The sequence below is a fragment of the Acinetobacter sp. F-1 genome, from assembly GCF_022869025.1.
Lineage (GTDB): Bacteria > Pseudomonadota > Gammaproteobacteria > Pseudomonadales > Moraxellaceae > Acinetobacter > Acinetobacter pseudolwoffii.
Genome location: NZ_JAJKFX010000005.1, coordinates 38,075 through 59,344 on the forward strand (window position 1 = coordinate 38,075; position 21,270 = coordinate 59,344).

At 44.8% G+C, this 21,270-nt stretch carries 27 protein-coding genes; all 27 read left to right on the forward strand.

What is annotated here, in order from left to right; all coding sequences use genetic code 11:
• Positions 1-63 precede the first annotated feature (63 nt).
• Positions 64-1,077: a phosphotransferase gene (locus LOZ91_RS06360; RefSeq protein WP_005170371.1), complete on the forward strand. Its 1,014-nt coding sequence runs from the start codon at positions 64-66 to the stop codon at positions 1,075-1,077.
• Positions 1,078-1,767 carry an N-acetylmuramate alpha-1-phosphate uridylyltransferase MurU gene (gene murU / locus LOZ91_RS06365; protein WP_159516024.1) on the forward strand — a complete coding sequence of 230 codons (690 nt, stop codon included), beginning with the start codon at positions 1,078-1,080 and terminating at the stop codon, positions 1,765-1,767.
• Positions 1,768-1,852: 85 nt separating this feature from the next.
• On the forward strand, positions 1,853-2,485 hold the full coding sequence (gene rsmG, locus LOZ91_RS06370) for a 16S rRNA (guanine(527)-N(7))-methyltransferase RsmG (protein WP_005097338.1): 633 nt from the start codon (positions 1,853-1,855) through the stop codon (positions 2,483-2,485).
• 25 nt (positions 2,486-2,510) lie between these two features.
• Positions 2,511-3,293, forward strand: coding sequence for a ParA family protein (locus tag LOZ91_RS06375; RefSeq protein ID WP_005170377.1), 783 nt, complete (start codon positions 2,511-2,513; stop codon positions 3,291-3,293).
• On the forward strand, positions 3,290-4,177 hold the full coding sequence (locus LOZ91_RS06380; RefSeq protein WP_005097335.1) for a ParB/RepB/Spo0J family partition protein: 888 nt from the start codon (positions 3,290-3,292) through the stop codon (positions 4,175-4,177). Before LOZ91_RS06375 ends, LOZ91_RS06380 begins: the two co-directional genes overlap by 4 nt.
• Positions 4,178-4,210: 33 nt before the next feature.
• Positions 4,211-4,849: a MotA/TolQ/ExbB proton channel family protein gene (locus LOZ91_RS06385; RefSeq protein ID WP_244782836.1), complete on the forward strand. Its 639-nt coding sequence runs from the start codon at positions 4,211-4,213 to the stop codon at positions 4,847-4,849.
• A 10-nt stretch (positions 4,850-4,859) separates the two neighbouring features.
• Entirely contained in the window at positions 4,860-5,282 is a 423-nt protein-coding gene (locus tag LOZ91_RS06390; protein WP_004278885.1) for a biopolymer transporter ExbD, read from the forward strand.
• Positions 5,282-7,009: a lipid A export permease/ATP-binding protein MsbA gene (msbA, locus tag LOZ91_RS06395; protein ID WP_005097331.1), complete on the forward strand. Its 1,728-nt coding sequence runs from the start codon at positions 5,282-5,284 to the stop codon at positions 7,007-7,009. Before LOZ91_RS06390 ends, msbA begins: the two co-directional genes overlap by 1 nt.
• A gap of 3 nt (positions 7,010-7,012) precedes the next feature.
• Positions 7,013-8,017 carry a tetraacyldisaccharide 4'-kinase gene (gene lpxK / locus LOZ91_RS06400; protein ID WP_244782837.1) on the forward strand — a complete coding sequence of 335 codons (1,005 nt, stop codon included), beginning with the start codon at positions 7,013-7,015 and terminating at the stop codon, positions 8,015-8,017.
• Between the two features lie 12 nt (positions 8,018-8,029).
• Entirely contained in the window at positions 8,030-8,791 is a 762-nt protein-coding gene (gene kdsB / locus LOZ91_RS06405) for a 3-deoxy-manno-octulosonate cytidylyltransferase (RefSeq protein WP_005097328.1), read from the forward strand.
• Positions 8,792-8,805: 14 nt separating this feature from the next.
• Entirely contained in the window at positions 8,806-9,786 is a 981-nt protein-coding gene (locus LOZ91_RS06410; protein ID WP_244782838.1) for a DNA polymerase III subunit delta' C-terminal domain-containing protein, read from the forward strand.
• Between the two features lie 15 nt (positions 9,787-9,801).
• On the forward strand, positions 9,802-10,143 hold the full coding sequence (locus LOZ91_RS06415) for a PilZ domain-containing protein (protein WP_005170399.1): 342 nt from the start codon (positions 9,802-9,804) through the stop codon (positions 10,141-10,143).
• A 27-nt stretch (positions 10,144-10,170) separates the two neighbouring features.
• The gene (locus LOZ91_RS06420) at positions 10,171-10,944 is read left to right on the forward strand and encodes a TatD family hydrolase (RefSeq protein WP_100535277.1); all 774 of its coding nucleotides are present in this window, start codon (positions 10,171-10,173) and stop codon (positions 10,942-10,944) included.
• A 40-nt stretch (positions 10,945-10,984) separates the two neighbouring features.
• Positions 10,985-11,599, forward strand: coding sequence for a TetR/AcrR family transcriptional regulator (locus LOZ91_RS06425; RefSeq protein WP_004645466.1), 615 nt, complete (start codon positions 10,985-10,987; stop codon positions 11,597-11,599).
• A gap of 14 nt (positions 11,600-11,613) precedes the next feature.
• On the forward strand, positions 11,614-12,165 hold the full coding sequence (locus LOZ91_RS06430; RefSeq protein ID WP_100329620.1) for a type II secretion system protein: 552 nt from the start codon (positions 11,614-11,616) through the stop codon (positions 12,163-12,165).
• Positions 12,166-12,226: 61 nt separating this feature from the next.
• Positions 12,227-12,673 carry a type II secretion system minor pseudopilin GspI gene (gene gspI / locus LOZ91_RS06435; protein WP_074383542.1) on the forward strand — a complete coding sequence of 149 codons (447 nt, stop codon included), beginning with the start codon at positions 12,227-12,229 and terminating at the stop codon, positions 12,671-12,673.
• Complete coding sequence (gspJ, locus tag LOZ91_RS06440) at positions 12,670-13,296, forward strand: type II secretion system minor pseudopilin GspJ (RefSeq protein ID WP_244782840.1); 627 nt, start codon at positions 12,670-12,672, stop codon at positions 13,294-13,296. Before gspI ends, gspJ begins: the two co-directional genes overlap by 4 nt.
• Positions 13,297-13,341: 45 nt before the next feature.
• The gene (gene gspK, locus LOZ91_RS06445; RefSeq protein ID WP_348519896.1) at positions 13,342-14,289 is read left to right on the forward strand and encodes a type II secretion system minor pseudopilin GspK; all 948 of its coding nucleotides are present in this window, start codon (positions 13,342-13,344) and stop codon (positions 14,287-14,289) included.
• Positions 14,290-14,439: 150 nt separating this feature from the next.
• Entirely contained in the window at positions 14,440-15,036 is a 597-nt protein-coding gene (locus tag LOZ91_RS06450) for a 6-carboxytetrahydropterin synthase (protein WP_244782842.1), read from the forward strand.
• A 46-nt stretch (positions 15,037-15,082) separates the two neighbouring features.
• Positions 15,083-15,796: a uracil-DNA glycosylase gene (gene ung / locus LOZ91_RS06455; protein ID WP_244782843.1), complete on the forward strand. Its 714-nt coding sequence runs from the start codon at positions 15,083-15,085 to the stop codon at positions 15,794-15,796.
• Complete coding sequence (locus tag LOZ91_RS06460; RefSeq protein WP_244782844.1) at positions 15,793-16,914, forward strand: enoyl-CoA hydratase/isomerase family protein; 1,122 nt, start codon at positions 15,793-15,795, stop codon at positions 16,912-16,914. The genes ung and LOZ91_RS06460 overlap by 4 nt, the downstream gene beginning before the upstream one ends.
• A 7-nt stretch (positions 16,915-16,921) precedes the next feature.
• Positions 16,922-17,437 carry a tRNA adenosine(34) deaminase TadA gene (gene tadA / locus LOZ91_RS06465; protein WP_244782845.1) on the forward strand — a complete coding sequence of 172 codons (516 nt, stop codon included), beginning with the start codon at positions 16,922-16,924 and terminating at the stop codon, positions 17,435-17,437.
• Positions 17,438-17,493: 56 nt separating this feature from the next.
• Positions 17,494-17,925: an SRPBCC family protein gene (locus tag LOZ91_RS06470; protein WP_244782846.1), complete on the forward strand. Its 432-nt coding sequence runs from the start codon at positions 17,494-17,496 to the stop codon at positions 17,923-17,925.
• 17 nt (positions 17,926-17,942) lie between these two features.
• A complete protein-coding gene (cmk, locus tag LOZ91_RS06475; RefSeq protein WP_244782847.1) occupies positions 17,943-18,626 on the forward strand; it encodes a (d)CMP kinase in 684 nt (227 codons plus the stop codon).
• Between the two features lie 110 nt (positions 18,627-18,736).
• The gene (gene rpsA / locus LOZ91_RS06480) at positions 18,737-20,416 is read left to right on the forward strand and encodes a 30S ribosomal protein S1 (RefSeq protein WP_005097313.1); all 1,680 of its coding nucleotides are present in this window, start codon (positions 18,737-18,739) and stop codon (positions 20,414-20,416) included.
• A gap of 163 nt (positions 20,417-20,579) precedes the next feature.
• Positions 20,580-20,885, forward strand: coding sequence for an integration host factor subunit beta (locus LOZ91_RS06485; RefSeq protein ID WP_005097312.1), 306 nt, complete (start codon positions 20,580-20,582; stop codon positions 20,883-20,885).
• A 23-nt stretch (positions 20,886-20,908) separates the two neighbouring features.
• Positions 20,909-21,268 carry a lipopolysaccharide assembly protein LapA domain-containing protein gene (locus LOZ91_RS06490; protein ID WP_074383247.1) on the forward strand — a complete coding sequence of 120 codons (360 nt, stop codon included), beginning with the start codon at positions 20,909-20,911 and terminating at the stop codon, positions 21,266-21,268.
• Positions 21,269-21,270 lie beyond the last annotated feature (2 nt).

Sequence of the window (21,270 nt, forward strand, 5' to 3'; positions counted from 1 at the left end):
AAAGTTGATAAGTAGCTACACTTAGCACTTTAAAAACTCAGCCTGTATTAGAATTAATTGCAAATGAATACACAACGCGAACAATTGATACAATCTTGGATTGCCTCTGTACTCGGTTCAGATCAATTTGAAACTCATTTTTTAGCAGGTGATGCCAGCTTCCGTCGTTATGCACGAATCAAACTGAATAATAAAACATTTATGCTGATGGATGCACCACCAGAAAAAGAAGATTGTGTGCCTTTTGTGACGATTGATGAATTTTTTGATGCGCATGGCGTGCGTGTTCCGCATATTGTCGCCAAAGATCTGGAAAATGGTTTTTTGCTGCTCGAAGATTTTGGCGATGTCCTGCTTTCCAATCTGCTGAATGAAGAGACGGTGGATGCTTATTATGAGCAAAGCTTTAAGCAGCTGATTCAACTGCAATCAATTGCTGGAGAAGGACATTTTCCGGAATACTCTTATGAAAAACTGATCTCGGAAATGCAGCTGCTGACTGACTGGATGTTGCCAGCCTTAAAGATCCAGCCGACTGAATCAGAAAGTGCCTTGATCAAACGTAGCTTTGCGATTCTGGCCAATGCAGCGCTGGCGCAGCCACAAGTGATTGTGCATCGTGATTTTCATAGCCGTAATCTGATGAAAATTGACAATGAAACCGAACTCGGTGTGATTGATTTTCAGGATGCGGTGATTGGTGCGGATACCTACGATCTGATCTCGATTACCCGTGATGCTTATGTGCAATGGAATGCTGATCGTGTCTATCGCTGGTTTGAAGCCTTTTATAATTTATTGCCAGCCTCAGCCAAAGAAGACCGTGATTTTGAGCAGTTCAAGAAAGATGCCGATATGATGGCGATTCAACGTCATATCAAAATTCTGGGTATTTTTGTGCGTCTGTTTGAACGTGATGGTAAGTCCGGTTATTTAAAAGATTTACCACGGGTGATGTGGTATTTATTAGAAGAATCTAAACCTTATCCAGAATTGCAGCCTTTTATGCAGTTTATGCATGAAAAAGTGATGCCGGCTTTTGAAGCAAAATATGGTTCATATGAGGTGGCTGCCTAAATGAAAGCGATGATTTTAGCCGCAGGCCTCGGTAATCGTATGCGGCCTTTAACGCTGCATACCCCAAAGCCTTTGCTTGAAGTCGGTGGCAAGCCGCTGATTGTCTGGCATATCGAGAAACTGGCTGCGATTGGCGTCACTGAAATCGTGATCAATACTGCATGGCTCGGTGAAAAACTGGCACAAGCCCTGGGTGATGGCTCACAGTTTGGTGTCAAGATTCTGTGGTCACATGAAGGTGAAGGTCTGGAAACGGCAGGCGGGATCATTCATGCCTTGCCGCTTTTGGGTAATCAGCCTTTTATCCTATTAAATGGTGATGTCTGGACCACAATGGATTTTGCACCTTTATTAGATGTTGATCTGAACGATAATTTGGCACATCTGGTCTTGGTCGAAAATCCGCAGCAACATCCAGAGGGTGATTTCACCCTTGCAGAAGGGAAGGCTTATACCTTTGATCAGCAGGTCGAGGGTGAAAACCTGACTTTTAGCGGTGTATCCGTCATCAGTCCAAAAATATTTGAAGGCTTAGAGGCTGGAAAGCGTCCTTTGGCACCTTTATTGAAGGCAGCGATGCTGAATCATCAAGTGGTTGCCTCTAAACTGGCAGGTATTTGGGTAGATGTCGGCACGCCTGAACGTTTAACGGCACTGGATTTGGCAATCCGTGAAGCTAAGTCTGTTTAAGTGAATATTCACTAAGCACTGCCTACTATGACAAGATATAGAAAACGGTATACTTCCACCTAACTTTTTCGAGCGTAGATTGTTTATGCACATGTTTTTTCAAGAACTAAAGCAGGGTAGCCAGGCTTTGGGTTTAGAGCTATCTGAAGAAGCTTTGAATTTATTACTCAAGTATCAGGACGCTTTGGTGCTGTGGAACAAAGCATATAATTTAACTGCGATCCGTGATCCGAAAGAAATGCTGGTCAAGCATCTGCTGGACAGTCTCAGCATTCTAAAAGATCTGCCAGCGGGCCGTCTGCTCGATATCGGTACGGGTGGCGGTATGCCGGGCATGATCATTGCTTTATGTCAGCCCGAGCGTGAATGTGTATTACTCGATTCAAACGGTAAAAAAATTCGTTTCCTGAAGCAGTTTATTGCCGATCTGAAACTTAAAAATGTCATTGCGGTGCAAACGCGTGTAGAAAATGAAGACAGCATTAACGAGCTGGGTCAATTTGATGTGATTACCAGTCGTGCGTTTGCATCTCTGACTGACTTTGTGGATGCCTCTAAACCGTATATGCATGAACAGACCATTATTGCCTCAATGAAAGGCTTAATTCCTGAAGATGAAGTCACTGCTTTAAAAAATGAATTTAGTTGTGAGATTATTGAACTTAAAGTTCCGCGCTTAGACGAACAGCGTCATTTACTGCTATTAAAACGTATTTAAGAATTTTAAAGGGATTGGGGGCAACATGGCACAAATTATTGCGATTGCAAACCAAAAAGGTGGTGTTGGTAAAACCACAACCGCAGTAAATTTGGCGGCATCTTTAGCTGTGTTAAAAAAGCGCGTTTTGCTGGTCGATATGGATTCGCAAGGCAATGCAACCATGGGGTCGGGCATTCAAAAGAATGACTTGCTCTATTCGGTCACCGATGTATTGCTGGGTGAAGTGCCGATTGAAACGGCGATCGCCAAGGCAGAGGTCGGTTATAAGGTTCTGGGTGCCAACCGTGATCTGGCTGGGGTTGAGCTGGCAATTGCAGATCAAGAAGGACGTGAATTCATCCTGCGTGATGCATTGCAAGAAGTCGAAAAGTCATTTGATTATATTATTGTTGATTGTGCGCCAAGTCTGAGCCTGATTACAGTGAATGCTTTGGCAGCGGTTGATGGTGTGCTGATTCCGATGCAGTGTGAATATTATGCACTGGAAGGTCTGGCTGATTTGACCCAGACCATCGATCGGATTCAGCAAGCATTGAATCCAGACCTGCAAATAGTCGGTGTATTACGTACCATGTATGATGCGCGTAATGCCTTGACCCGTGATGTCTCTGAAGAATTAGAACAATATTTCGGTAAAAAACTGTATGACACCGTGATTCCACGCAATATTCGTCTGGCTGAAGCACCAGCACACGGTTTGCCGGTGATTTATTTTGAAAAAAGCTCAAAGGGTGCAGTTGCTTACTTAAATCTGGCAGCTGAAGTATTAAAGAAAAGCAAAGTGAAAAAAGGAAGTAAAGCATGACCGTCAAGAAACGTGGACTCGCTAAAGGTCGTGGCTTGGATGCCTTGCTAGGCTCAATTCAAAAAGAAAAATTACAGATGGAAGCCCAAGGTCTTGATCATGGTCAGCTCAAACAGATTGATGTGAACCTGCTCAAGCGTGGTGAATACCAGCCGCGCCGTTATATCAACGAGCAAGACTTGCAAGAGCTGGCGGCATCGATTGAAAAACACGGCATTATGCAGCCGATTGTGATTCGTCCGGTCGATGACGAACGCTATCCTTATGAAATTATTGCCGGTGAACGTCGTTGGCGTGCAGCGCAGTTGGCAGGTCTGACTGAAATTCCTGCGATTGTGCGCGAACTTCAGGATCAGGTCGCGATTGCATTGGCTCTGATTGAAAACATCCAACGTCAGGATCTGAATCCGATTGATCAGGCCATGGCTCTGCAACGTTTCCATGAGGAATTTGGTCTAAGCCATCAGGAAATTGCAGACACAGTCGGCAAGGCACGTACTACGGTCAGTAATTTACTTCGCCTGCTCAGTCTGGCTGAAGAAGTGAAAGACTTTATGCAGCAAGGCCTGCTGGATATGGGGCATGCGCGTGCGATTCTAACGCTGAAGGCAAAAGACCAGCTCAAAGTCGCTGATATCGTGATTGAAAAAAGCTTGTCTGTTCGTCAAACCGAGCAGTTAGTCCGTGATTTTAATGCACCTAAACAAGAAAAAGTAAAACAAGCGCTTGCACCGGATATTCAGCAATTGACCCAGCGCCTTTCAGAGCGTTTCAGTGCTGATGTGAAAATTGACTATAACAAACAAGGTAAAGGAAAATTAGTCATTAGTTATCATTCTTTAGAAGAGCTGGATGGCATTCTTTCTATTTTAGAAGATGAATAATTTATATATTTTTTTTATTGGGGAATAAATTAGATGTGGGAATTGGTTAAAGCGGGTGGCTGGCTCATGCTGCCACTGGTCTTGTGTTCTATCTTTATGTTGGCGATTTCGATCGAGCGCCTGATTCGCCTGAAGAGGAAAGCGGTACTTCCGTCTACACTTCCGATGAGTCCAGTGCAAAATGCATCACAAGTCATGCAAAAAATTCAACAAAGTACGGAATTGAAGCACAGTACTTTAGGCCGGGTATTTGCAGCCGGCTATGCCAGCAAGCCGCAGGGCGAACAGTATGCCCGTGCACAAATGGAAGTGATGGCATCACAGGAAATTGGTTATCTGGAAAAGAATATTAACTTTCTGGGAACCTTAAGTGCTGTGGCGCCATTGCTGGGTTTGTTGGGGACTGTGCTTGGGATTATCGAATCTTTTCTGATGATCGATGTGGGGACTGGGAGTGATCCGGTATTGATGATGCCAGGTATTTCCAAAGCCTTGATTACCACAGCAGCCGGGATGCTGATTGCGATTCCGGCACTTTTTGCCCATCGTTACTTCCAGCGACTGGTTCAGGAATATGTGGCGGAGCTTGAACAGCAGGCGACCTTGTTTCATGCGGATCTTTTTTATCGCAATATTGCAGATATAGACCAAGATATGCAAAAAGCCAGCTAGGAGGCGGATGATGAAATTCAAACGCAACCAGGTTGAAGATGTGCATATTAATCTGACCCCTATGATTGATTGTCTGCTGTTTATTCTGGTCTTTTTACTGTTATCGACAACATTTAGCCAAATGAGCCGTATGAACTTGACCTTACCAGATGCGCAGGGTGTTCCGCCTAAAAGTTATGATCAGAAAGTTGAAGTGATTGTGGATGCCAATGGTCATTATGCAGTCAATGGTCAATCCTTGGCCAGTAAAGAAGTCGCAGATTTAAATACTGCAATTAAACAGATTTCTAATGAACGCCGTGATTTAATGTTCGTCATTGCCGCTGACGCGAAAGCCAGCCATCAGGACGTGATTCGCGTTATGGATGTGGCCGGGCAGCTCGGCTTTGTCAATATTAATATCAGTACCAAAGTACCTACCCGAGGTTATTAGTGAAGCACGATTTTAAGGTCTATCTTCGCCTTTTAAGTTATTTAAAACCCTTTTGGGGCATCGGATTGCTTGTCCTGCTCGGTTTTTCTATTAATGCGGCTACAGAAGTCTCTGTGGCTAAATTACTGGAATATATCATTGAGGCCATTCAAGACAAAGACCAGAGTTTCACTTCGCTTTTCCCGTTTTTAGTGGTTGTCCTGATGTTCTTTCGTGGGCTGGGATTATTCATGGGGGGTTATTTTACTGCGGTGATTTCCCGTAATCTGGTGTTCAATATCCGTCAGGAAGTTTTTGCAAAACTGCTGCGTTTACCGTCTCAGTATTATCTGGACAATACCAGCGGGCATATTACTGCCAAGATCATGTATAACGTGGAACAACTGACCGCTGCCTCAACAGAAGCGTTAAGAACCCTGTTGCAACAAGGTTTGATTACGATTGCGCTATTAGGCTATCTGCTATATAGCAACTGGCGTCTGACCATGTGTATCCTGATTTTTGCACCCGTTATTGGCTTTGTGATCAGTAAGGCAGCTAGACGGATGCGTAAACTGTCACAGCAAGTGCAAGATACCATGGGGGATGTCAACCATGTGGTTCAGGAAACGGTCAATGCCAACCTGATCGTCAAGGGTTTTGGCGGCCAAAGTTATGAGCAGGAACGCTTTAAACAGAACTCGCTGGAAAACTTGCGTCGTGGCTTGAAAATGGTCGCTGTGCAGCAGTTGAACAGTCCTGTGGTTCAGCTGATCATGTCTATTTCACTCAGTATTGTCATGTTTATTGCCTTGCGTCCACAGATCCTTGGCGATACCTCTGCCGGTGAATTTGTGGCTTATATTACGGCTGCGGGCATGTTGGCAAGACCAATCAAGGCTTTAACAGATATCAATGAAAAAATTCAACGGGGTATGGCCGCAGCGCATTCGGTATTTGAATTGCTGGACATGCCCGAAGAAAAAAATACCGGGACTTTAAGCGATAGCTTAAAAGGTAATATTCAGTTTAAAGATGTCAACCTGTTTTATGATGATGGTCATCATGCCATTCGTGATTTTAATTTAGAGGTAAAAGCTGGTGAAACGGTTGCTCTGGTTGGGCGTTCCGGTGCCGGTAAAAGCTCACTGGTGAATTTGCTGGTACGTTATCAGGATACAACGTCAGGTCAGCTTCTACTGGATCAGAAACCGATTGAAGACTTTGAGCTGACTGCCTTGCGTACCCAGATTGCGATGGTGAATCAGCAAGTGGTGCTGTTTAATCGGACTGTGCGGGAAAATATTGCCTATGGTCAGCTCGAAGGTGCGACTGATGAAGATATTATTGCAGCAGCAAAAGCCGCTTATGCACATGATTTTATTATGGCTCTGCCAAAAGGTTATGATACCCAACTGGGTGCTCAAGGTTTAAATCTGTCTGGTGGTCAGCGTCAGCGCATCGCGATTGCACGTGCGATTTTGAAAAATGCCTCTATTCTGATTCTGGATGAAGCAACCAGTGCCCTGGATAATGAATCCGAATACTTTATTCAGCGTGCCTTTGATCAGGCCATGCAAGATCGTACAACCATTGTGATTGCACACCGTTTATCGACGATTGAAAATGCGGATCGTATTGTGGTCATGGATCAGGGGTGTATTGTCGAGCAAGGGACTCATGCAGAACTGATTGCATTGCATGGGGCTTATTATCAGCTGCATCAACGTAATTTTGAGGAACAATAAGTTATGGCATTGGCGCAAATCATTCAGGATGCTTGGAATGCACAGGCAAAGTGGCTGGTGGTGCTGCGTCCTTTGTCATGCTTGTATCGTTTAGGTTTTGTCAGCAATCGCTGGCTGTACCAGAAAGGGATCAAGACAAGCTATAGTGCTCCGGTTCCGGTCATGGTGATTGGCAATATCACTGTCGGTGGTAGTGGTAAAACCCCTTTGCTGATTCATCTGGTTGATTATTTAACTCAACAAGGTGTAAAAGTTGGGGTGATTAGCCGTGGTTATGGCGGCAAAGGTCCATTTCCGGCTTATGTGGATTTTAATACCTTGCCTGAGGTCGTCGGTGATGAGCCTGCCTTGATTGTACAGGCGACGGGCGTGCCGATGGCCGTAGGGCCAAACCGGCAAAAAAGTATTGAACTGTTACTGCAAAGACATCAGCTGGATCTGATTATTTGTGATGATGGTTTGCAGCACTGGGCTTTAAATCGTCAGATTGAATGGATTGTACTGGACAATAATCGCGGTCTGGGCAACCAAAAACTGCTTCCGGAAGGCTATCTGCGTGAACCGGTGACACGCTTGGAAACTGGAACGGTAATTGAGCATTCGGCAAGTCCAAGTTCTGAGCTGCATATGCATCTGGCTGCATCACAGCCCTATCTGCTCAATCAAGACAACAATAAAATCTTCGACCCTCAGTCGGCTTTTTATGCCGTGGTGGGAATCGGTTTTCCGCAGCGCTTTTACCAGACCCTGAAAAATCTGGGCATAGAACAATTCCAGTGTCATGAATTTCCCGATCATCATGATTATGACATTGAAGATCTACAGTTTGATGATGCCAATCCGATCATTACCACGGAAAAAGACGCAGTCAAAATTATGGCATTACTGAAACAATATCCCGATTTTAAGCAGGATATCTGGGTGGTGCCAGTCGATGCAGTATTATCGCCAGCCTGCTATACGGTCTTGCAGCAACAGTTACAACAATACGGTATTCAAATTTCTTAAGGCTTATTCAGTATGAAACACATTGTTATTCCTGCACGTTTTGCCAGTTCACGTTTGCCGGGTAAACCCTTGCTGGACATTCATGGTCGTCCCATGATTTTGCGTGTGGTGGATCAAGCCAAAAAAGTACAAGGTTTTGATGATTTGTGTGTGGCGACCGATGATCAGCGTATTGCTGAGGTTTGTCGTGCCGAAGGTGTTGATGTGGTGATGACTTCGGCGGATCATCCTTCCGGGACAGACCGCCTCAGTGAAGTAGCGCGGATCAAAGGCTGGGACAGTCACGATATTATTGTCAATGTGCAGGGTGATGAGCCTTTATTGCCGGCACAACTGGTGAAACAGGTGGCACAACTTCTAGAAGATCAACCGGATTCTTCGATGTCGACGCTATGTGAGCCGATTCATCAACTAGACGAATTTAAGCGTGACAGCATTGTTAAAGTGGTGATGTCCAAACATAATCAAGCTTTGTATTTTAGCCGTGCCACCATTCCTTATGACCGTGATGGCGCGAAACTGGCTGAAGCAAAACTGCATAATCAGGCCTATCGTCATTTAGGTTTATATGCTTACCGTGTAAAACTGCTTCAAGAATATGTCACTTGGGAGATGGGGGGTCTGGAAAAACTGGAATCCCTAGAGCAATTGCGGGTACTGGAAAATGGTCACCGTATTGCGATTGCCGTGGCTGAAGCCAATTTGCCACCGGGTGTGGATACTCAAGAAGATCTGGATCGATTGAATCAAATGGATCTTTCTCATTTTGCTTAAGAAGAGTTGAATACATGCCTTTTGATGTCAATGCACAGATTTATCCATGGCAGCAACAGGTTTGGGGAACGCTGACCGGACGTTTTCCCAAGCTTGGGCATGGTTTATTGTTTTATGGCAAAAAAGGCTGTGGCAAGGAGGCATTTAGCCAGCAGTTTCTGGCTTGGGTCTTGTGTCTGAATCGGCAGTCTTCTGGTGCATGTGGCGAATGTGGCAGTTGCCAATGGCTCAAGGCTGATACGCATCCCAATTATGTGCATATCAGCACCGACGAAGACAATAAAAAACAGAATGCCAAAATCAAGATTGAAAAGATTCGTGATCTGTTGCCTTTTGTGCAGCAGACCGTCGATGGCTGGCGAGTGATTGTAATTGAACCTGCGGAAGCCTTAAATATCTCCTCTGCCAATGCATTATTGAAAACGCTAGAAGAACCCGGTGACAATACGGTCATTATTTTGCTGGCAGATCATTATTTAAAATTGCCTGCAACGATACGGAGTCGCTTGCAGCATTTTGCCTTAGACCGGATTTCTGCAGAACAATTTAGTGATTATGTTCAGGCACAGTTGCCGGATGCAGGTTCTAGCCAGCAACAGTTATTGATGAACCTGTCCAATCAGATGCCCTTACAAGCACTCGAGGTTGCACAAAGTGCCTGGCTGCCACTGCGTCAGGAATTCCTGCAAGACTGGCAAAAACTGGTGATGCAAAAAAATATGCCGCTTGCAATTGCGACCAAATGGAACAAAAGCCTGAGCTTTGGTGAATTTGCTCCCATGTTTGAATACTTGTTGTCCGATTTAATTTGTGTCAAGCTCAATCAAACGGTGAAAAACATTGATCTTGAGTTTAATGTGCTTGCCGAACAATATTCATTAGCAGCACTTTTTAAAATTTATGAAGATTTTCAGCGTTCCAAGCAATATCTCGAGCAGAATGTTCAAAGCAATCTGGTGATCGATGAGCTGTTTATCAAGCTGATGAATCTTTAATTAAGGGGAAATCACATGCAACCACGTATGGGCGGTATTATTCAGGCCAATATTCCTGATATTGAAACACTGTTTGCCAGCTATATGCCTTATGTATGGGGTGGTGGACTGTTTATTCCGTCCAAGCAGCCGGTCAAGCTGGGTGAAGAAGTTTTTGTATTGACCACTTTGCCTGAACAGACCCAGAAAATTCCTTTAACCGGTAAAGTGATCTGGGTCTCGCAAAAGCAGAATGGCATCAAGCCACAAGGCTTTGGCATCCAGTTAAGCGGTGAAAAGGGTGTTTATTTCAAAAATGAAGCAGATCGTCTGGTTGCAGGTCTTAAATCTGAAGGGCGTAAAAGTTACACTATGTAGTTCATTTAGCTGTGGTAGGAACGCATTGTGTTTGTAGATACCCATTGTCATTTAACGATGCTGGATTTAACGCCGTATAACGGTGATCTGGATCAGGCACTCGCACAGGCCCGTGAAGCGGGTGTATCCAGATTCATGAGTATCTCGGTCGATCTGGATGATCATATCGCGCTGGCGAAAATTGCCGCGCGTCACCCGGATGTCGGTTATACCGTCGGGGTACATCCTTGCGAAGATGCTGCAACTATGGCGCGTGCCACGACTGAATATCTGGTCGAGCTGGCACAACCAGAAAAAGTCTGGGCGCTCGGTGAAACCGGTCTGGATTATTATCACAGTACAGATTTTGTCGAAGAACAAAAAGCCTGCTTTGCCCGTCATATCCATGCTTCGCAAATCACTAAGAAACCGGTGGTGGTACATACCCGTGCTGCCAAGCATGATACCGTGGATATTATCCGTGCGGAAAAATCCACGCATGGCATCTTGCATTGCTTTACTGAAGATTGGGAAACTGCCAAAGCGGTTTTAGACTGCGGTTATTATGTCTCATTTTCCGGGATTATCTCGTTTAAAAATGCCCAGGATCTGCGTGATGTGGCCAAACAGGTTCCGCTGGATCGTGTACTGATTGAAACCGATAGTCCTTATCTTGCGCCGATGCCATATCGTGGTAAATCTAACGAACCTAAATACGTTCCTTATGTAGCCAAAGCGCTTTGTGATGTATATGATAAGTCGCTAGAAGAAATGGCTTCTATCACAAAGCAGAACTTTGAAAATCTTCTAAATTTAAAGTAAATAAAGTTATATAAAGTACAAGAGAGTTTATAGGGTGAAGATGGATCGTCAGGCTCAGTTTCGAGCAAGAGAAACCTTGATTTTTCAAGTCGCAGAGCAGCTCCTGCTGGAAAATGGTGAAGCAGGAATGACGCTAGATGCGCTTGCTGCTGAACTTGATCTGGCCAAAGGGACACTCTATAAACATTTTCAGAGTAAAGATGAACTGTATATGTTGCTGATTATCCGTAATGAGCGCATGTTGCTGGAAATGATTCAGGATAGTGATAAAGCTTTTCCTGAACATCTGGCCTTCTTTATGTTGCACCATTTACATCATCCGGAACGTACGGTGCTGTTCCATCAGATTGAAGAACGTCTGTCGACGACTGGCGTGGGAATTCAGCATCTATTCAGTGAACTGTATCAGGTACGCAAACAGCGTTTACGCCTGATCATCCGCATGACAGAAAGTTATCTGGTTTCAATTCATAGCCGCATGTCGGTGCGTGACTATCTGGCGTCGATCTGGTCACTGACCCATGGCGCCGCTGCAATTCTCAATTCCAGTTTTTATCAGCGTTATCTGGGTTCACGCGATACCTTGCGCGTGGCCTATATCGATCAAGCACTGGCTTTGCCAAAGCAGGTGCATTCTGCCGAGCAGTTTGCCTAAGGTTAGAGCTTAGTATGATCAGATCATCTCACAGCGCAGTTCGTGGCTTTACCCTCATCGAATTGATGGTGGTGATTGTGATTATGGGAATCATGGCCTCACTGGTATTGCTGAATACCAGTGGTGTCGATCAGCGTAAGGCCATGCAGGCACGCGAGATTTTGTTATTAGACTTGCAGCGGGTCATGCGTGAGGCGAATGACCAGTCCAGAATACTGGCGCTTGATATGCAACCCGCGACCGATGTCTCGCCATTTCGTTATGGGATTGTAGAATATCGTTCAGCAGCGCAGACTGAACAGAACCTGCAAAATGAAAAATGGCAGAGTTATACAGAATTTAAATTACGTAAGCTGCCGGATCATGTGTCTTTTCGGATTCAGGGGCTAGAACAACAGCGTTATGCCCGTGCGCAAAATCGTGATCTGACGCAGGTGAATTCTCCTCAATTGATCTGGCTGGGGAATGGTGAGGTCAAGCCGGTACGGATTCAGTTCTTTTTAGAAGATCGCGAAGTCGGCTCTGCGATTGAGGTGGATCATCTGGGTAAAATCAATGAAATCTAGATCTTTCAAGCAAAGTGTGTGCTCCAGGCTGATCAAACCATTTAAATCGAGTGCTGATCGATTGCATTGTGGGCACTTCGAGCAGAGCTCTTGGTCTTGCGCAGCGGTGAAACAGCATTTCACTCATCGCAGCTCAGGCTTTACCTTGCTGGAAGTTATGGTTGCACTGGCAATTTTCGCCACCGCAGCCATGACGCTGACCAAAGTCGCGATGCAATATACCCAGTCAACCTCGAATGCCATTCTGCGCACCAAAGCACAGTTTGTTGCCCTGAACGAAGTGGCTCAAATGGAAATCAATCAGCAATGGATGGATGGTACGGCCTCCAAACAGCTGACCCAGCAAGGCGAAACCTGGCAAATTGACAAGCGCAGTGAACCGACGATCAGTCCCAATGTGCAGCGTATTGAACTACAGGTCAGTCTGGTCAATCAGGAGACTGGTCAAGTTGCATCCGGGATCAGCAGCTTGATGTTCTTTAATCATCGCATGAACAATACGCCATGAAGCCTAAAGGATTTACCCTGGTCGAATTATTGGTTGCCATTGCAATCTTTGCGGTACTGTCTGCTTTGGGCTGGAAAGTTTTTGATTATATTGTCAAAACCAAAGATCAAAATGCAGTACATGAACAGCGTCTAGGTCAGCTACAGGAAACCTATCAGCAAATTTTACGGGATACGGTACAGGCAGTCCCTTTAACGGCCAATATCAATAGTGATATTCAACCGGCTCTGGTTTTGCAAAATGGCCGTTTTAATTTTAGTAAAACTGGCGTGACTGATCCTCTGGAGGAGGGTATTTCGCCAGATGAACGCATTGAATATCAGTATCGGGCCGATGAACAAAAACTGTATCGACTGAAATATCGCAACCTGAACCAGACCGGTCGTGATCAGCCAGAATCCAGTGTTTTATTATCAGAAGTCGAGCAATTCCAGATTGTGGTGCTAAATCCGAATGAACTCACCCAATGGCCTGATCCTGCTATGGATTTAAATCAGCAGGAGCAGAAGCAGCGCTTGCCTAAGGGAATCAAAATCAATTTAACTGTAAATGGTGTCAGTTATGAATGGCTGTTTAGTTTATTAAATACAGATTTTCTGCTGAATTCCCAGAACACAGGTTAACCCGACTAAGAATAACAAGACATGAACAGAAATAAACCGGTCATCATGAAACAGCAGCAAGGCATTGCCCTGATTACCATTCTGGTGATGGTGGCATTGGCGACCATTCTGGCTGCCACGATTGCCCAGCGTCAGGCGGCAACTGCTGAAAGTACAGCCTATCTGATACGACAAAACCAGTCTCTGATGTACGCCAAAAGTGCCGAGGCTTTTTTTTCTGAACTCTTGGTTGACGATGCTGAAAATGCCGTAGAAGTAGATCATCTGCAAGAAACCTGGGCGCAGCCGATGCCGGCTTTTCCAGTCGATGATGGCTATGTTTCTGGGATCATCCAGGATGAATCGGGCAAGTTTAATTTAAACAGTCTGGTCACCGCTGAAGGCACCGTCAATGAAAATGCCAAAGCATGGTTCGAGCTGATTTTAAAGCGTGCAGGGCTGTCAGAGCAGCTTAGTGAGGCAGTGATTGACTGGCAGGATGAAGATGAGCTGGTCAGTGGCGGCATGGGAGCAGAATCTAATTATTATCAAGGTTTGCAGAATGCGGCTTTGCCACCGAATGCAAAATTTCATAGCGTAGACCAGTTAAAACTGGTGCGCGGTTTTGACGAAAATAAATACAAGCTGATCGCAGCTTATCTGAGCGCTGCACCTTTAGTCGATAGCACAGTCAATATCAATACAGCTTCGGCTTTTCTGTTGGCCAGTATGGATGAAAAACTGGATGTAAATGCAGTACAGCAATTGCTGGATCAGCGTCAGGCCAATTTAGAACACTTTTCCAATGTGACTGATCTGTGGTCGCTGGAGCCTTTCGCTCAGGTCGAGGCGGGCAAGCGCAATCTGTTGAATAGCCTGCTCGGGGTACAATCCAATTATTTTAAAGCGCGGATTGAAGTGGTGTTAAGCGAACGCAAGCGTCAGTTCAGTAGTGATCTGGTTCGTCAGGACAAGCAGGTATATGTGGCTTATCGCAGCATGGCCCCATTTTAATTCTAGCTTCTGAATTATGGCCTCGCTATATAAGGCTGCCAGGTCAATCCCTTTTTCCTATCAGGCTGAACAGCAAAATTAATCCTCAAGTCAGTGGTTTTGCTTTATAATCAAAATTAATTCACCTATTTTTTGACGACATTACGGCATATGTTAATTCGTAAGTTATTTAAGTTTGAGAATGCTCATATTGTGCGTAACTGCACGTCAGATCGCTGTAAGCGTTCGATCCATGGCCATAGTTATAAAGTCGAGCTGTTATTAAAAGCATCGAAATTAGATCATGGGCAAATGGTTTATGACTTTGGTCTGCTTAAAGGTGTGATTAAGGATTTTTTTGATTCTTTCGATCATGCGATCTGTTTCTGGCAAAATGATGATCCGGAATATATTCAGGCTTGCAAAACTTTCAGTGCACGCTGGGTATCATTGCCGGTATCGCCGTCGGCTGAACAGTTTTCCCGGATTTTCTTCTTTCTGGCACAACAAGTACTGGCATCGACCGTGACTCAAAATGGCGAAGGCGATGTCGAAGTCTATTCTGTGATTGTGCATGAAACCGATACCGGTTATGCACAGAGCTTTCTAGAAGATATCCAGAATGAACAGATGGGCTTGCTAAGTCTTGAGCAAATCGAGTTTTCTGAACAGGTTCAATCTGAATGGACAGACCCGGACATGTTGAGCAAGCTGAAACATGGTACGCCATTTCAGAATCCAGTTGTAGATTTACAGGTACAGATTTAAAGTCTGCGTGACTTTAAATCCATTGACATAGATTTAGGATTGAAGAATGTCTTTAAATGAACAGCAACTGGCCAAACTGAATAAGGTTCAGTTGGATGAAAGCTGGAAATATGGATTGAGTGAGTTTTTACTCAGTCCGAAAATGGACCAATTAAAAGCGTTTCTGGTTGAAGAAAAAAAAGCAGATAAAACGATTTATCCTCCCAATCATCTGATTTTTAATGCCTTAAATACCACGCCGTTGGATCGGGTCAAAGTGGTGATTTTGGGGCAGGATCCTTATCATGGCCCGAATCAGGCCCATGGATTAAGCTTTTCGGTGCAAAAAGGGGTTGCATTGCCGCCATCTTTGCGTAATATTTTTCACGAGTTGCATGCAGACGTCGGGGTTGAACGCCCGAAGCATGGTGACTTGACGCATTGGGCAGAGCAGGGTGTGCTTCTGTTAAATGCAGTATTGACTGTAGAAGCAGGTCAGCCGACTTCGCATCAAAAGCGTGGTTGGGAAGAATTCACCGATCAGGTCATTGATGTTTTAAATGAGCAGCGTGAACATATTGTCTTTATTCTTTGGGGCGCATACGCACAGCGTAAAGGACAGCGCATTAATCAGGACAAGCATCTCGTGTTAAAGGCCGCACATCCATCGCCTTTGGCCGCAAACCGTGGTGGTTTTTTTGGTTGTAAAGTATTTTCGAAATCGAATAACTATCTCAAACAACATGGCATTGAGCCTATAGATTGGCAGCTGGACGCATGACATATTCTCCCCTTAATAAAACTTATCATCCGGATTTGATCGTTGAAGAAGCGCACAATGGCTGGCGTATCGTACGTTTAAATCGTCCAAAATCTTTACATGCTCTGGATGAGTCGATTGCTTCCGCACTCTTGGAAGTGTTTCAGGATTTTCATACAGACGACAGCGTAAAAGCCATTTGGCTGGATTCAACCACCCCGAAGGCATTCTGTGCTGGTGGCGATGTACGTAAGTTACGTCAATTGGTCATTAATGATGAAGTGGCAACTGCCAATAAATTCTTTGAGCAGGAATATGCGCTCGATCTGTTATTGCATAATTATGCCAAGCCGGTGTTAGTCTGGGGTGAAGGTTATGTGATGGGCGGTGGCTTGGGACTGTTTATGGCAGCACCTTTCCGTCTGGTGACACCATATTCGCGTCTGGCCATGCCGGAAATTAACATTGGTTTATATCCGGATGTTGGTGCGACCCGTTTCCTGGCAGATCGTGGTGCGATTGGTCTGTTTACCGGTTTGACCGGCTCCATCATGACTGCTGCAGGCGCTTACGGGATTGGCTGGGCAACGCATATCTGTGATGCACATCGTGATTCTGTATTGAATAAAGTGGTTAATATCGACTGGGGTCATTATCCTGCCGGTGACTTCCGTGCCATTGATGACACGCTTAACAGCATGCATCGTCCGGTAGGGCCGGGACCATTGCAAAACTCTCTGGACGTGATTCATAGTGTGTGCCGGGGAGTAAACTTCGAGCACGATTACGAGTCGATTATCGGCCTCAGTGATGCACGCAGTGACTGGTTGCGTCAGGCCAGTGAAAACCTGCAAAAAGGCTCACCGACCACTGCTGCATTGACCTGGCTGTTATGGCAATGGGGCAAGCAGGTGCATTCCTGGAATGAAATTTTTGAACTGGAAACCCAGATTTCTGACTGGAAAATCCGGCATCATGACTTTGTCGAAGGTGTGCGTGCACGTCTGGTCGATAAAGACCTTGCTCCTGAATGGAAAAAGGGCGCAGATCTGAGTCTAAAAGGTATCCTGTCTGAAAACCCGCCAGTGACCCATATTGAAAGCTGGAATGAGCTACTCAAGCAGTATTGTGTGATTTAAGCCTTACATGTCCGATCCGCAATTGACCGATGAAGACTGGATGCAGCTTGCGTATGCGCAGGCTGCACTTGCCGCCGAACAGGGGGAAATCCCGGTCGGCGCAATTATCGTGAGTCAGAATCAGATCATTGGGCAGGGATTTAATGCGCCAATTTCTTTAAATGATCCGACCGCACATGCCGAAATTGTTGCGCTGCGTGATGCATGTCAGAACATCCAGAATTACCGGTTGCCCGATGATGCAGTGTTGTATGTAACGCTTGAACCGTGCACCATGTGTGTCGGTGCGCTGGTACATTCACGGGTATCACGGGTGGTATTTGGTGCATTTGAGTCTAAAGCAGGTTCACTGGTCAGCGCGCGTCAATTATTCGAGACTGGCTATTACAATCATGTATTTGCGTTTGAAGCAGGCTGCATGCAGCAGCAATGTTCCGAACAGCTCAGTGCATTTTTCAAGTTGCGTCGTGAGCAGAAACGCCAACTCAAGTTACAAGAAAAATTATTAAATACGCAGAAATAAATGTGCTTTATCGCTAAAATTTTCTAACTTTCAAATCTGTAATTTCAGGAAAAATAATGAACAGCATACAAGTAAAAAAAGAATTTCCAGCATCGATTGATGACGTCTTTGCTTTAATGTCTAAGCATGCCACCTATAATATTGCCTTTGCACCGCTGCAGGTTGAACGGATCAAAGACTCTGCGGATGCTGAACATCCAGATGGATTTGGTTCGGTGCGCGCAATGGGTGTAGGGCCGCTCAAGCCGCTAAAGGAACAGATCACCTTGTTTGAACCGAATGCCCGTATTGAATATAAGATTATCAAGAATCCATTGATCAAGCATCATCTGGGTATTATTGAGTTTGAAACGCTGGCTGATGAGCAAACCCTGGTCACCTACACGATTGAATTGCAGGCGCGTGCACCTTTTGTGAGTAAATTAATTCTTGCACAGTTACAGGCAGCGATTAAACTAGGCCTGACAAAACTCGCAAAATCTGTTTAAACAACAACGGGAAAGCAATGACAGTTCAAATTATTACCATTGATGGTCCAAGTGGGTCGGGCAAAGGCACGTTGGCAGCAAAACTGGCTGCACATTATCAGTTTCACTTATTGGATTCTGGTGCGCTTTACCGGCTGTTGGGATTGTCATTGCATCACCATGATTTACTGGATGCGCTGGACAGTAAATTGCCCGAATGCGTACAAATCGCAACAAATCTGCAGATCCAGTTTCTCAGCACCGATACCGGGGTACAGGTGTACTTAGATGGCGAAGACGTTTCCCAGACCATTCGAACTGAACGCGTCGGAGAATTTGCTTCAAAAGTTGCTGCAATTCCTGAGCTTAGAATGGCAATGGTTTCACGTCAACATGCTTTTGCACAGGCACCTGGTCTGGTGGCAGATGGCCGCGATATGGCCACAAGTATCTTCCCGCAAGCTCAGGCTAAAATATATTTGACTGCATCGGCTGAATCGCGCGCGCAAAGACGTGTAAAGCAGTTGCAGGGTATGGGGCTGGATGTTAAAATAAACGATATTTTAGCTAATATCATCGCGCGTGATAAACGAGATATGGAACGCACTGTCGCTCCACTCAAGCCTGCCGACGATGCTTACATTATCGATAGTTCAAATTTGAACATTGATGAGGTATTCCAGTTGATGACCACTTATGTGGACCAGCAGTTAGCCAATTAACCTGATTTTATCAGCAAACGCATAGCTTGATCAGTTTTATATGGACTATGTAGATGCTTAATTAAACCGGCCTTGTCTGATCCAAGACCGCTGACTTTATCGGAAATATCATGACCGAATCTTTTGCAGCCCTCTTTGAAGCAAGTGAATTAAACCTCAACGTTGAAAAGGGTGCAGTTATCCAGGGCGTTGTAGTAAGCATTGACTCTGATTGGGTAACTGTTGACACTGGCCTTAAATCTGAAGGCGTTGTTGACCGTGCTGAGTTCTTAAATGAACAGCGCGAACTTGAAGTTCAAGTTGGCGACACTGTAGACGTAGTTGTTGAAGCGCTTGACAACGGTATGGGTCAAACTGTTCTTTCTCGCGAAAAAGCTAAACGCGCTGAGACTTGGACTAAACTTGAAAAAATCTTTGAAGACGGCGAAATCGTTACTGGTGTTATCTCTGGTAAAGTTAAAGGCGGTTTCACTGTTGACATCGGTCCAGTACGTGCGTTCCTTCCAGGTTCTTTAGTTGATACTCGTCCTATTCGTGATACGACTCACCTAGAAGGCAAAGAGTTAGAATTTAAAGTAATCAAACTTGACGCTAAACGTAACAACGTTGTTGTTTCACGTCGTGCTGTTATGGAAGCTGAATCTTCAGCTGACCGTGAAGCTCTTCTTGCTCAGCTTGAAGAAGGTCAAACTGTTACTGGTACGATCAAAAACCTTACTGACTACGGTGCATTCGTTGACCTTGGCGGTATTGACGGTCTTCTTCACATCACTGATATGGCTTGGAAACGCATCAAGCATCCTTCAGAAGTTGTTGAAGTGGGTCAAGAAGTTACTGTTAAAGTACTTAAGTTCGACCGCGAGCGTAACCGTGTTTCTCTAGGTCTTAAACAACTTGGCGAAGATCCATGGTTAGCGATCATGAACCGTTACCCTAAAGGTTCAATCGTTAAAGCGCGCGTAACTAACCTGACTGACTACGGTTGTTTCGCTGAAATTGCTGAAGGCGTTGAAGGTTTAGTACACGTTTCAGAAATGGATCACACGAACAAAAACATCCACCCATCTAAAGTTGTTCAGATCGGTGATGAAGTTGATGTTATGGTTCTTGAAGTTGATGAAGAGCGTCGTCGTATTTCTCTTGGTATCAAACAAACTCGTGCTAACCCATGGGAAGAGTTTGCTAAAGACCACGACAAAGGCGAAAAAGTTTCTGGTACGATCAAATCTATCACTGACTTTGGTATCTTCATCGGTTTACCAGGCGGTATCGACGGTCTAGTTCACTTGTCTGATATTTCTTGGAACGAACAAGGCGAAGAAGCGATTCGTCGTTACAAGAAAGGCGACACTGTTGAAGCGGTTATCCTTTCTGTAGACGCTGAAGGCAACCGTATCAGCCTTGGCATCAAGCAAATGAACAACGATCCGTTCAATGACTTCCTTGCTGCTAACGAACGCGGTGCGTTGGTTAAAGGTACTGTAACTGCAGTTGATGCGAAAGGCGCGACTGTTAAGTTGGCTGACGAAGTTGAAGCGACTCTGAAAGCATCTGAAATCAACCGCGATCGCGTTGAAGATGCAACTAAGTTCCTTGAAGTTGGTCAAGAAGTGGAAGCGAAGATCATCAACGTTGATCGTAAATCTCGCGCAATCAACTTGTCTATCAAAGCGAAAGACGAAGCTGAAGAGAAAGAAGCAGTTGCTAACTTGAAAACAGCGCCAGCTGCTGGTCAAGACAATGGTCCTAAGACGATTGGTGACCTGATCAAAGCTCAAATGGGCAACTAAGTAGACGTTTGAATTGTATTGTTAATGTAAGTTAACTAATACTTTTTATACAAATACTGTAAACGGTAGCGTAGTATTTAATTATTGCGCTACCGTTTTGTATTTAAACAGGTTATTATCGGGAAATAGATCCCAAGTAGCTTGATAATTAAAGAGGTCGCAGATGACTACTGAAGCACTTAATAAGTCTGACTTAATAGAGCGCATTGCATTAAAAAATCCGCATTTGGCCGAGCCTTTAGTGGAAGAAGCGGTTAAAATTATGATTGATCAAATGATAGAAGCTTTATCATCTGACAATCGTATCGAGATTCGCGGATTTGGTAGTTTTGCATTGCATCATCGTGAGCCACGCGTGGGTCGTAACCCTAAAACTGGTAAATCTGTAGAAGTGGCTGCAAAAGCAGTTCCGCACTTTAAGCCAGGTAAGGCCCTTCGGGATGCTGTAAACGAATCTGCAAATAAATAATTGTAAATATTTACGGGGTGTTCATGCGTTACGTTCTGGTCGTTCTTTTATTGGTGCTGTTTGGCTATTCATTGGCTTTGGTTTTGCAAAATGGTACCGAATTGTCCGTGGACTTGTTATTTACTCAAGTTCCTGCAATGCGTCTAGGATTATTGCTGCTCCTTACCCTATCTCTAGGCGTCGTGTTAGGCCTGTTATTGGGCGTTCAAATCTTCCGGGTTTTCCAGACCAATTGGGAAATCAAGCGATTACGTAAAGACATTGAACATCTGCGTAAGGAACAGTTGAATACAGCCAAGTTAATGGCCGCTGAAGCAGCAGCCCATACCCGGCATGAAAAAACTGTATTAGATATTACCAATGAAAATCAAAGCCCATTATAATG

Excerpts from the sequence above, each read along its gene's own strand:
- LOZ91_RS06380 (WP_005097335.1), top strand. The coding sequence starts at position 3,290 with ATGACCGTCAAGAAACGTGGACTCGCTAAAGGTCGTGGCTTGGATGCC.
- LOZ91_RS06385 (WP_244782836.1), top strand. The coding sequence starts at position 4,211 with ATGTGGGAATTGGTTAAAGCGGGTGGCTGGCTCATGCTGCCACTGGTC.
- tadA (WP_244782845.1), top strand. The coding sequence starts at position 16,922 with ATGTCCGATCCGCAATTGACCGATGAAGACTGGATGCAGCTTGCGTAT.
- LOZ91_RS06415 (WP_005170399.1), top strand. The coding sequence starts at position 9,802 with ATGCAACCACGTATGGGCGGTATTATTCAGGCCAATATTCCTGATATT.
- LOZ91_RS06485 (WP_005097312.1), top strand. The coding sequence starts at position 20,580 with ATGACTACTGAAGCACTTAATAAGTCTGACTTAATAGAGCGCATTGCA.
- cmk (WP_244782847.1), top strand. The coding sequence starts at position 17,943 with ATGACAGTTCAAATTATTACCATTGATGGTCCAAGTGGGTCGGGCAAA.
- rpsA (WP_005097313.1), top strand. The coding sequence starts at position 18,737 with ATGACCGAATCTTTTGCAGCCCTCTTTGAAGCAAGTGAATTAAACCTC.
- LOZ91_RS06375 (WP_005170377.1), top strand. The coding sequence starts at position 2,511 with ATGGCACAAATTATTGCGATTGCAAACCAAAAAGGTGGTGTTGGTAAA.
- murU (WP_159516024.1), top strand. The coding sequence starts at position 1,078 with ATGAAAGCGATGATTTTAGCCGCAGGCCTCGGTAATCGTATGCGGCCT.
- LOZ91_RS06360 (WP_005170371.1), top strand. The coding sequence starts at position 64 with ATGAATACACAACGCGAACAATTGATACAATCTTGGATTGCCTCTGTA.
- LOZ91_RS06390 (WP_004278885.1), top strand. The coding sequence starts at position 4,860 with ATGAAATTCAAACGCAACCAGGTTGAAGATGTGCATATTAATCTGACC.
- gspK (WP_348519896.1), top strand. The coding sequence starts at position 13,342 with ATGAAACAGCAGCAAGGCATTGCCCTGATTACCATTCTGGTGATGGTG.
- LOZ91_RS06470 (WP_244782846.1), top strand. The coding sequence starts at position 17,494 with ATGAACAGCATACAAGTAAAAAAAGAATTTCCAGCATCGATTGATGAC.
- lpxK (WP_244782837.1), top strand. The coding sequence starts at position 7,013 with ATGGCATTGGCGCAAATCATTCAGGATGCTTGGAATGCACAGGCAAAG.
- kdsB (WP_005097328.1), top strand. The coding sequence starts at position 8,030 with ATGAAACACATTGTTATTCCTGCACGTTTTGCCAGTTCACGTTTGCCG.
- LOZ91_RS06450 (WP_244782842.1), top strand. The coding sequence starts at position 14,440 with ATGTTAATTCGTAAGTTATTTAAGTTTGAGAATGCTCATATTGTGCGT.
- LOZ91_RS06460 (WP_244782844.1), top strand. The coding sequence starts at position 15,793 with ATGACATATTCTCCCCTTAATAAAACTTATCATCCGGATTTGATCGTT.
- LOZ91_RS06490 (WP_074383247.1), top strand. The coding sequence starts at position 20,909 with ATGCGTTACGTTCTGGTCGTTCTTTTATTGGTGCTGTTTGGCTATTCA.
- ung (WP_244782843.1), top strand. The coding sequence starts at position 15,083 with ATGTCTTTAAATGAACAGCAACTGGCCAAACTGAATAAGGTTCAGTTG.
- gspJ (WP_244782840.1), top strand. The coding sequence starts at position 12,670 with ATGAAGCCTAAAGGATTTACCCTGGTCGAATTATTGGTTGCCATTGCA.
- LOZ91_RS06410 (WP_244782838.1), top strand. The coding sequence starts at position 8,806 with ATGCCTTTTGATGTCAATGCACAGATTTATCCATGGCAGCAACAGGTT.
- rsmG (WP_005097338.1), top strand. The coding sequence starts at position 1,853 with ATGCACATGTTTTTTCAAGAACTAAAGCAGGGTAGCCAGGCTTTGGGT.
- LOZ91_RS06430 (WP_100329620.1), top strand. The coding sequence starts at position 11,614 with ATGATCAGATCATCTCACAGCGCAGTTCGTGGCTTTACCCTCATCGAA.
- LOZ91_RS06425 (WP_004645466.1), top strand. The coding sequence starts at position 10,985 with ATGGATCGTCAGGCTCAGTTTCGAGCAAGAGAAACCTTGATTTTTCAA.